The following is a 9,515-nucleotide window of genomic DNA, read 5'->3' as shown; positions in this document are numbered from 1 at the left end:
CGCTTTCCAAACAAACCACCCCCCCGGCCCCCTCTGGGGGGGGTGCCCCCGGCAACCCCGGGTCCGAACCGCCCCTTCCCACAGCACCCTTGGCGCCGAATATCGTCCCGCCACCGCGGCGCGCGGAGCTGGCACCTTCCAGTACCACCGATGGCCGCGCCCTCAGCGACGGACAGATCAGCGGTCAGACTGGTGTCGTCCCGCCATAGCACCTTCAGCCGCCGGCCGGCGGACTGGTCACCGGAGGTCGTGCTGTCCTTCGAGACGGCCTCATCGCTCGGCAGGTAGAGGTTGGCTTCGGGCACCCGGTCCGTGGCGTGCAGACGCAGCGGGGTGTCCTTCCAGTCATGGTCCGTCATCAGGCGGATTCCACCTGCGCCCGGAACAGCACGGCGAGCACGAAGATGGGGCCGGGCATTCGAAGGAGACCCCGCAGAAGTCATGGGTCTGTGCTCAACGAATCGGCCCCCCGCCGTGTGCGTTTCAGATGACGGATGCTCAGTGATGGCTGGGTGGCCTGCCGGTCAGTCGATGCCTTCGACTATGCGGAAGTCGCGCTCGAAGCCGTCGGGGAGGGCCACCAGCGCCTTCTGGTAGGCCTCGCTCTCGTATGCCGCGACGGCCTGTTCGAAACTGTCGAACTCGATCAGAACGACGCGTTGTGTGATTCCGGCCTCGTGGGCGACGACTCGACCGCTGCGGGACAGGACGCGCCCGCCCCCGGCCCGGACAGCGGGACCGGCCAGCCCGTTGTAGGCAGTCAGCATCTCAGGGTCGGAAATGGCGGGGTAGACACTGACCCAGTAGCCCTTGGCCATGGAACCTCCTGTGTTCGGACGGGAGCGTCCAACTTCGAATTGACACTCGGATCGATCGATCCCGGCATGCGCAGGTTAGGACTTGATGAGCAGCCGAGGGAAAGACCAGTACGGGATAGAGTCAGAACGGATCGTTATCAATCGGCAGGGAGGGCACGTGGCGCCGGATACCGTGAGCCTGCGCTACTTCCTGGTACTGGCACAGGAGTTGAACTTCACCCGCGCCGCCGCACGGATCGGCATCGCACAGCCCGCACTCAGCGCCCGAATGCGCCGGTTGGAGGCGGAACTCGGTACGGCCCTGCTGGTCCGCAACACGCGCAGCGTCGTATTGACCACCGCCGGTGCGGCCTTGGCGGAGTCCGCGCCGCCCGCGCTGGCGGCGCTGGACCGGGCCTGGGACACCGCCCGGAGCGCGGCGGCCGGTGAACTGGGCACGCTGCGCATCGGATACAGCCTCAGCGCCGGGGCCGAGACGGCGCCGGCCCTGGTGGACAGGCTGATTCGCGGCAACAGCGGGCTCGAGGTCGGCGCGGTCCCGATGGCGACACCGGAGATCTCCCCCGCGGTCGCCGACGGCCGCATCGATGCCGGGATCACCCGCGGTGAACAGCCGGGCCGTGGCGTGCGCCGGTTCCTGCTGCGGCGTGCGCGCATCGGGGTCCAGCTGGCGCAGCACCATCCGCTGGCCGAACGCCCGGAGATCGAGATCGCCGACGCGGCCGCGTTTCCGCTGCGACTCCCGGACCGTGCGGCCAACCCCGTGATCCACGATCAGCTGTCCGCAGTGTTCCGGGACACCCGACCACACCCCCGATTCCACACGCCCGCAGTCTCTTTCGACATGTCTCAGCGCGACCTGCGCGACGGGGTCACCCTCGCCCCGGCCGGAGAAGCCGCGGCCACGGCACAACTGGCCGGTCTCACCTGGCGACCGCTGCGGGGCGCGCCCAGCCTGACGTTCCACCTGGTCCTCCCACGCGAGCAGTCGCCACTGCACCGCCGCATCCGTGCCGTCGCCAAAACCCTGGCGCACGAGTTGCACTGGCTTCCGGACTGACACGCAAGACGTCAAGCGGGTCCAGCGAAGGTGAGGCCCAAAAGCCGCCGCTGGATGATCTTGATGGGTCGGCAGTTGCAGTCCCGCGAGAGCGCGGAGCGTCCTCGGCCGGGTCGATTCGATCGGTCCGGCGAGAACGTCGGAGATCGGCCCCTGGATCTTCCCGAGGGCAAGGTCGGCTCCGCCTACCTCAAGTACCGTAACTTCGCGTGATCGAATCCGAGATTGAGATCAGCGAGGATCTGGTCCGCGACCTGTTGCGGGAACAGCATGCGGACCTGGCCGACCTGCCCATCCGCGAGGTGGCGGGCGGCTGGGGCAACCAGATGTGGCGCCTCGGGGACAAATTGGCCGTCCGGATGCAGCGCATGGACAAGCTCCCCGATCTGCAGCTCAAGGAACGCCGCTGGCTGCCGGTGCTGGCCCCGCGCCTGCCGCTTCCGATCCCGATCCCGGTACGAAACGGGGCACCGTCCGAGCGCTTCCCCAAGGTCTGGACCGTCATGACCTGGGTGGAAGGCACGCCGCTGGACCACGGCTCGATCACCTGCGGCGACCACGCCGCCGACACGCTGGCGGCCTTCCTCAAGGCGCTGCATGCGGAGGCTCCCGCCGACGCGCCGGCCGCCTCGGACTTCGGCGCTCACCCCAGGGAGTGCACGGACGGCTTCGAGAGCCTTCTGCAGGCCGTGGAGCTCGGCGGCTTCGCCGAGGACGACATCCGGGCCGTGTGGGACGACGCGGTGGCGGCTCCCGAGTGGCAGGGCCCGCGCGTGTGGGTGCACGGCGACCTGCATCCCGCGAACGTCGTCGTTGCGGACGGGACGCTGGCGGGTGTCGTCGACTTCGGCGCGGTCTTCGCCGGCGACCCGGCATGGGACCTTGTGGCCGCCTGGCTGCTGCTCCCCGAGGGCGGTGCCTCACGGTTCTTCGACGGCTACGCGCAGGCAGACGACGCGGCGGTACGACGGGCGCGCGGGCTGGCCGCGATGAAGAGCCTGTTCCTGATGCTGATGGGCCAGAACGGGGACCGCGGCCTGCCCGGCGGCAAGCCGCAGTGGGGGCCGGCAGGCCGGTCGGCACTTGATCGTGTCCTGAAGGGCCTTTGACGTCGGCATGGATCAACCGGCTCTGGCCCGAGCCGGCACTCGTCCAGTCGCGTTGAGCTTGTCTGAGGGAGCTGAGCGCCGCGGTTCGCGCAGTCGCGGATGCAGGCGACGCGTCCAGGGGCGCGGGGCTCAGCACCAGGGCCGGGGGGGCGGAGTGCCGACGGGGCTGTGAAATCGACCCAGGCCCGGTGCGCAGTGGCGCACCGGGCCTGGGCCTTGAGTGGTAGCGGGGACAGGATTTGAACCTGCGACCTCTGGGTTATGAGCCCAGCGAGCTACCGAGCTGCTCCACCCCGCGTCGGTGAACCCGACTGTACGGCACATCGGGTGTGCGGTCGAATCGCTTTCCTCGCCGTGGGCTCCGAGACCTCGATCGACCGCGGGCGCGCCGTGTGCCGGCGGGAGCGCGGATCAGCCGGCCCCGGGCGGCCCAGCCGGCCTCGCCCCCGGTGTCCGGGCGTCCGCCGCTGCCGCCACGCGGACCTCGGCGGGCTTCGTGTGCGGTACCTCGGGGCGCCGCACAGCAGGTCGGCCAGCAGGCGGTCCAGCGGATCGGGCTCCGCGTGGTCGGGCCAGGGCTCGCGGGGCGGCACCGGACTGCTCACCGACCGGCTCGACCGCCTGCGGCACGGCCTCACCGCCGCCGCCCTCGCCGAGGCCCGCGAACTCTCCGACGCCGCCGTCCGTCGGCTGGACAACCTGGGCCTCCACGAGGCCGGCGGCGCCGTCCTCGCCGACGAGGCCACGCTCGCCGCACTCGTCGGCGACGGACCGGCGGCGCTGCGCCACGCCCACGAGGCCCAGCGGCTGCTGGCCGCACACCCGCACGCCACCTTCCACCTCTTCGCGCTCGCCGACGAGGCCGACGCCCTGCGGCTCCTCGGCCGCCACGACGAGTCGGAACGGGCCTGGCAGGATGCCGCCGAACGCTGCCGGGCCAGCGGGGCGCTGCACCTGGAGGCCGCGGTCGAGCAGCGGTACGCGGACTTCCTCCTGAGCGTCGGACGCGCCCGGGAGGCGGCCGAACACCTCGGCCGGGCACGGGAGTTCTGCGCGGAGTCCGGCGACACCCGGGGCGCCGCGGAACTCGCGGCGCGGATCTCCGCGATCGGAGCCTGAGAGCACGGTACAACCGGCCCCGCCGGGCGTGCTGTTCAGGCCACCCTGAACCAGGCACCCAGCGCTTCGTGCAGGCCATCGTTCGTGGTGCCCTGCCAGGCGACGTAGCAGTCGGGCCGGAGAAGCAGTGCGGTATCGAGGTCCGGGACCGTCACGGTGTCGACGTGCGACGCCCAAACGCCCGCGTCGAGGGTGCCGGTGGGGTCCAGGAGGAGCGGGCGGCCGGTGCGGGTGAGTTCGCGCAGGCCCGGCAGGTCCGGCGCCCACCGGCCGACGAGCGGTCCGGTTGCCGGCCCCATGTCGTAGGTGATGTCCGCGCCGGACAGCAGGTTCGCGACGTGCTGCCGGGTCGCGGGCTGGGCGAGCAGCTCGCCGAACAGTTCACGCAACGCCGTCACATCGGCGCCCGGGCGGATCAGTTGCGACTGCGCCTGCGTGTGCATGGCGACCCGCCGCGCCACCGGGGACCGCTCCAGCTCGTAGGTGTCCAGCAGCCCCTCCGGCGCGTGGCCGCGCAATTCCGCGGCCAGCTTCCAACCGAGGTTGACCCCATCCTGCAGGCCCAGATTCAGCCCCGGGCCACCGATCGCCGAGTGCACGTGTGCGGCGTCACCGAGCAGGAACACCCGGCCCGCACGGTACTGCGACGCGATCCGGGTGTTGCCGCCGAACAGCCGCCGCATCATGTGCGGTCCCGGTCCGGTCGGCGGGTGGAGCGGCAGGTCCGCGCCGAGCACCCGGCAGGCGCTGGCCCGGAGTTCGTCGAGTGAAGCCTCGCCCTCGGGCGGCTGGTCCCACTCCGTCGTGCTGATCAGCGGAGCGCCGCCTGGGAACGGTGCCCAGGTGATCAGGCCGCGCTCGGTGCGCAGGTGGCGAAACGGCGGTATGACACCGAATTCGGGTACGACCAGGCCGCCATCGGCACCGACCATCTCGGAGGGCACGCTCACGTGTCCGGTACGAGACACCGAGTCATCCGCAGTCACGCCGGGGAACCCGATGCCGGTGAGCCTGCGGACCGTACTGTGTCCGCCATCGGCTCCGACCAGGAACGCCGCCTCCATCGACTCCCGCCCGCGCAGCTCGACCGTCACCGAACCCTCGCCCTGCGCCAGGCCGGTGACCTCGTGGCCGCGGCGGACCTCGACGCCCAGTTCGGCCGCGCGCTCGGCGAGCATCTGCTCCACCCTGCGCTGCGGCACCATCAACGTGTAGAGCGGGTTGTCCGGCAGGTCCTTCAGGTCGAGCGGGAACGCCCCGAACACGAACCCGGGCACCGGCTCGGGGGTGGCACCGGGTGCGGTCAGCCGCTCGTACAGTCCGCGCCGGTCGAGCATGCGGACGACCTGGCCGACCAGGCCGTTCGCGCGCTGCTCGCCGGACGGTTCGGTGAGGCGTTCCAGGACGAGCGGACGCGCGCCGGCCAGGGCGAGTTCGCAGGCCAGCATCAGGCCGTTGGGTCCGGCGCCCGCGATGATGACGTCGATCATGGGCAGAGTCCTTTTCCGGGCAGGGGACGTCGGCCCGACCGGCCGCCGGGCTTTCCGTCCGCATTGGATTGCTAGGGAGTCGGCAGACCCGCCGCGATTCGGGCGAGGGCATCCGTGAGCAGGTGCTCCACCGGCACCGGCGGATCCGTGCGGAGGTGGTGAGCCATGGCGGTGTTGGTCGCGGCCATGACTGCGGACGCGACAAGGTGCGGGTACAGGTCCTGTTCCAGGTCGGTACCGGTGCGGTGGGCGATGGCTGCGGCGATCTCGGCCTCGGCCATGGCCCCGGCCCGCAGCATCTCGCCTTGCAGGGCCGGTTCGGCGACCATAATGCGCACGCCTGCCGTCCACTTCCGCGCGTCCGGAACCGGGTGAGCGGCCGCTGCGGTGTCCGGTTCGAACTGCGGCAGCACAGCGCGAGTGATCGCGTCCCACAGCGGCTCCGCCGGGCGCTCGCGCAGCGCTTCCGCGATGCGCAGGCAACGGTCGAGGTGGCGCGCGACGATCGCCTCGCCCTTGCTGGAGAAGTAGTTGTTGAACGTGCGCGGCGAGACACCGGCGGCCTCGGCGATGTCCTCCACCTTGACGTTCTCGAGCCCTCGCTCGACGACCAGCCGTAGTGCCGCCCAGCTGAGCGCGGCGCGCGTCTCGGCCTTCTTCCGTTCTCGCAGCCCCATGGAACGACGGTAACAAAGATTGCGCGTCACGCAAATATGTGTGGCGCGCAATATTTGGCCGCCGGCGCCGACCTGCTGTCCGCTTCGTGGCCGCGACCGGCGGCCTGCCTGGAAGAACGGGTCAACGACCTGCTACAGCAGCGGAGTTGAACGTCTCGCGGTAGGTGCTTGGCGGTACCCCGACGTGCGCCTTGAACAGGGTCCGGAAGTTGGCCGGCGTGCCCAGGCCGCAGCGCCGTGCGACGGCTTCGACCGTCAGGTCGCTCGATTCCAGGAGTTCCCGTGCGAGGCCGAGCCTTGCGTCGAGCAGCCAACTCATCGGCGGCCGGCCGGTGTCGGAGTGGAAGCGACGGATGAGCGTGCGGCGGGACATGCCGGCCTGGCGCGCCAACTGGTCGACGGTGAGCGGCTGGTGCAGGTGGCGCAGGGCCCACTCGTACAGCGGCATCGTCGCGCCGGAGGCGTCCGGGGCCACCGGCAGGTCGGCGAACTGGGCCTGACCGCCGGCGCGGTGGGGGGCGGCGACCAGCAGGCGGGCCCGCTGGTTCGCCAGGCGGGCGCCGTAATCGCGGCGGATGAGGTGCAAGGACAGGTCGAGGCCCGCGGCGACTCCGCCCGAGGTCAGCACCTGGCCTTCATCGATGTACAGCTCGTGCGGTTGCACCGTCACCTGCCGGTGCCGCCTGGCCAGCTCTGCGGCGTAGCGCCAGTGCGTGGTGGCCCGGCGGCCGTCGAGCAGGCCGGCCGCGGCGAGGGCGAACGCCCCCGAGCAGATGGACACCATCCGGCTGCCGCGGGCGGCCGCCCGTACGAGCGCGGCGGTGACCGCGGCCGAGGGCGGGTCGGGCTCCAGGTACCCCGGGACGATCACGGTGTCCGCGGTCCGGACGGCGTCCAGCCCGTCGGCGACGGACAGCGCCGGGCCGCCGTGCATCGGCACCAGGCCGGGCCGTTCCGTGCACACTGTCATCGAGTACGGCCCGTCCGGCCAGCTTCCGAAGACCTGCAACGGAATCCCGATGTCGAGGGCGAGGACGTTGTCGAGCGCGACCACGACCACGTGGTGCTTGCCGCCGGAGGTACGGGCTCCCATGGCACGATTCTATCGCTGCATGGCACTCGTGCCACTGACGGCCTCACCCTGCGCGCGCCTACGGTCATTTCATGACCACGAGACGCGCTCTCCTGCCGTCACTGCCGAGCGTGCTGGTTGTGCACGGGTCCGGCGAGGACGCCTCGGTGCGGTCTGCCGCCTCAGGGCCGTCCCGGCGGCCAGGCTCCCGCGACCGAGTACACCAACGGCGGCCTGATCCCGTACGCGGGCGGCCTGCCCCTACGCGACGAACTCGCGCAGACGGGGATCACCGTGCAGACCGTCAACCCGGGGGCGTACCTGACCGGGTTCAACGACCGCATCGCGGACACGGCCTTCCGCTGGCTGGACGACACCGTCAACTTCAACCGCACCGAGGACGTGAAGGCCCGCTTCGCGGAGATCCTCGCCGACCAGTACGACCCGCAGGACATGATCGACAAGATGGTCGAGATCATCGGCGCCGAGCACGGCAAGTACCGCAACGTCTGGCCACCGGCGACGGAGGAACTCATCAAGCGGGTCCAGGCGACCGCCTGGACCCGCACGGTGTGATCCGACGCCGGCCAGGCGTCGCGCCGGCACCCACGCCGCTCCGCCCGGAGCCGCGCACCATCACACACGAAAGAGAGACGCCGTGACCACCGACGCACCCCTGCCCGTCTTCGAACGGCTCGGCCTCCCGGACACGGACCTGTCCCGGGACGCCTACGCCTACGTGGAGAGGGCCACGCCCGACTTCGTCTTCTTCCACAGCGTCCGCAGCTACGTCTTCGCCCGCGCCCATGCCCGGCACCAGAATCTGCGCGCGGGTGCCGACTACGACGACGAACTGCTGTTCCTCAGCTGCGTCCTGCATGACATCGGGCTGAGCGAGGAGGGAAACGGCGACCAGCGTTTCGAGGTCGACGGTGCCGACACCGCGGCGGCGTTCCTCCGCGAACGCGGCGTCGAGGAACGGCGCATCGCCATCGCCTGGGACGCCATCGCGCTGCACACCTCGGAGGGCATCGCCGCGCGCAAGGGCGCAGAGGTGCGGCTGGCCCAGGAGGGCATCGGCACCGACATCCTCGGAGTCCGGCGCGAGAGCCTTCCGGCCGGCCTCGCCGACGACGTGCACGCCCTCCTCCCCCGCATGGACCTGGGCTGCGCGCTGAGCGACGCGATCGTCGACCAGGCCAAGTCCAGGCCGCAGAAGGCATCTCCGTTGACGTTCCCGGGAGCACTGCTGTGCCACCACCTGCCCCATGGCGCCCAGCCCACGTGGTACGACCTGCTCGCCGGCGTGGGCTGGGGGGACAAGCCCGTCGGTGCCGTCGCCCGGCGCCGTGCGGAGACGCCCGAGCAAGTGGGGGCCCTGTTCACGGAGTACCTGGAGGCGGGTGACATCGAGGGCCTGGTGTCGCTGTACGAGCCGCGCGCACACTTCGTCCCCGCCCCCGGAACCCACCTGGTGGGCACCGAGGCCATCCGGACGGCCATGCAACAGCTGGTCGACAGCGGCGCCCGCCTCAAGCTCGAACTGCGCGAGATCCGGCAGGTGGACGACATCGCCCTGGTGTCGAACACCGCCACCCTGACGGGCGCCGGCCCCGAGCCGGTGATCTCCACGACGACGGAGATCCTCCGGCGCCGGCCGGACGGCGGCTGGGCCCACGTCGTGGACGACCCCTTCTTCAACTGACCGTCCACGCCCGCGCCATCAGGTGACAGCAGAACCAATCGCGCCAGAGGCTCACACCGCGATGCCCATGCCCCTCGCCTCCAGTATCGGCCGCAGCGCACGCACCGCGTAGAAGCTGCGGGACTTCACCGTCCCCACCGCCACGCCGAGCACCTGCGCGGCCTCCACCATCGAGCAGCCCTTCAGGTGCAGTTCCACCAGCACGTCCCGGTGGTGCGGCTGGAGCTCCGCCAGGGCCGAGGCCATGTCCCGGGCGGCGAGCAGCCCGTCGTACGGGTCGTGGGTGCCGGCGTGCTCCTCTGGTGACTCGTCGGCCACCTCCTGGACGCGCGCGGTGGCCATCCGGAAGTGGTCGATCGCGATCCGGCGGGCCACCGTGAACAGCCACGGCCGGCTCTGCTCCAGGCCCCGCTGGATCGCGGCCGGGTTCTGCCAGGCGCGCAGCAGGGTCTCCTGCAGGATGTC

General features: G+C 71.2%; 10 protein-coding genes and 1 tRNA gene. 5 read left to right on the top strand and 6 right to left on the bottom strand.

The features are described from left to right. Positions 1-524: 524 nt before the first annotated feature. The gene (locus ACFVU9_RS39015) at positions 525-818 is read right to left on the bottom strand and encodes a DUF1330 domain-containing protein (RefSeq protein WP_387601828.1); all 294 of its coding nucleotides are present in this window, start codon (positions 816-818) and stop codon (positions 525-527) included. 157 nt (positions 819-975) lie between these two features. Between ACFVU9_RS39015 and ACFVU9_RS39010 the strand changes: the two genes are divergently transcribed. Together ACFVU9_RS39010 and ACFVU9_RS39005 are read left to right on the top strand one after the other, a co-directional pair. After that, positions 976-1,878 carry a LysR family transcriptional regulator gene (locus ACFVU9_RS39010; protein ID WP_387601826.1) on the top strand — a complete coding sequence of 301 codons (903 nt, stop codon included), beginning with the start codon at positions 976-978 and terminating at the stop codon, positions 1,876-1,878. 209 nt (positions 1,879-2,087) lie between these two features. Next, positions 2,088-2,987, top strand: coding sequence for a phosphotransferase (locus ACFVU9_RS39005; RefSeq protein WP_387601823.1), 900 nt, complete (start codon positions 2,088-2,090; stop codon positions 2,985-2,987). 221 nt (positions 2,988-3,208) lie between these two features. On the opposite strand, the gene ACFVU9_RS39000 is transcribed toward ACFVU9_RS39005, so the two are convergent. Then, a tRNA-Met gene (locus ACFVU9_RS39000) sits at positions 3,209-3,285 on the bottom strand. Positions 3,286-3,485: 200 nt separating this feature from the next. Here ACFVU9_RS39000 and ACFVU9_RS38995 point away from each other — a divergent pair. Next, entirely contained in the window at positions 3,486-4,106 is a 621-nt protein-coding gene (locus tag ACFVU9_RS38995) for a hypothetical protein (protein ID WP_387601820.1), read from the top strand. Positions 4,107-4,141: 35 nt separating this feature from the next. Here ACFVU9_RS38995 and ACFVU9_RS38990 read toward each other — a convergent pair whose 3' ends face one another. From ACFVU9_RS38990 to ACFVU9_RS38980, 3 genes are all read right to left on the bottom strand, one after another. Continuing rightward, a complete protein-coding gene (locus ACFVU9_RS38990; RefSeq protein ID WP_387601818.1) occupies positions 4,142-5,596 on the bottom strand; it encodes an FAD-dependent monooxygenase in 1,455 nt (484 codons plus the stop codon). 71 nt (positions 5,597-5,667) lie between these two features. Next, positions 5,668-6,273 carry a TetR family transcriptional regulator gene (locus ACFVU9_RS38985; protein ID WP_387601815.1) on the bottom strand — a complete coding sequence of 202 codons (606 nt, stop codon included), beginning with the start codon at positions 6,271-6,273 and terminating at the stop codon, positions 5,668-5,670. Between the two features lie 121 nt (positions 6,274-6,394). After that, on the bottom strand, positions 6,395-7,366 hold the full coding sequence (locus tag ACFVU9_RS38980; protein WP_387601812.1) for a GlxA family transcriptional regulator: 972 nt from the start codon (positions 7,364-7,366) through the stop codon (positions 6,395-6,397). Positions 7,367-7,483: 117 nt separating this feature from the next. On the opposite strand from ACFVU9_RS38980, the gene ACFVU9_RS38975 reads away from it, so the two are divergent. Next, positions 7,484-7,921 carry a hypothetical protein gene (locus ACFVU9_RS38975; protein ID WP_387601809.1) on the top strand — a complete coding sequence of 146 codons (438 nt, stop codon included), beginning with the start codon at positions 7,484-7,486 and terminating at the stop codon, positions 7,919-7,921. 82 nt (positions 7,922-8,003) lie between these two features. Then, the gene (locus tag ACFVU9_RS38970) at positions 8,004-9,050 is read left to right on the top strand and encodes a nuclear transport factor 2 family protein (RefSeq protein ID WP_387601806.1); all 1,047 of its coding nucleotides are present in this window, start codon (positions 8,004-8,006) and stop codon (positions 9,048-9,050) included. 51 nt (positions 9,051-9,101) lie between these two features. On the opposite strand, the gene ACFVU9_RS38965 is transcribed toward ACFVU9_RS38970, so the two are convergent. Then, a complete protein-coding gene (locus tag ACFVU9_RS38965; protein WP_387601830.1) occupies positions 9,102-9,509 on the bottom strand; it encodes a sigma-70 family RNA polymerase sigma factor in 408 nt (135 codons plus the stop codon). Positions 9,510-9,515 lie beyond the last annotated feature (6 nt).

Source organism: Kitasatospora sp. NPDC057936 (genome assembly GCF_042887525.1).
Classification (GTDB): domain Bacteria; phylum Actinomycetota; class Actinomycetes; order Streptomycetales; family Streptomycetaceae; genus Kitasatospora.
This window is presented reverse-complemented; position numbering and strand designations above follow the sequence as displayed.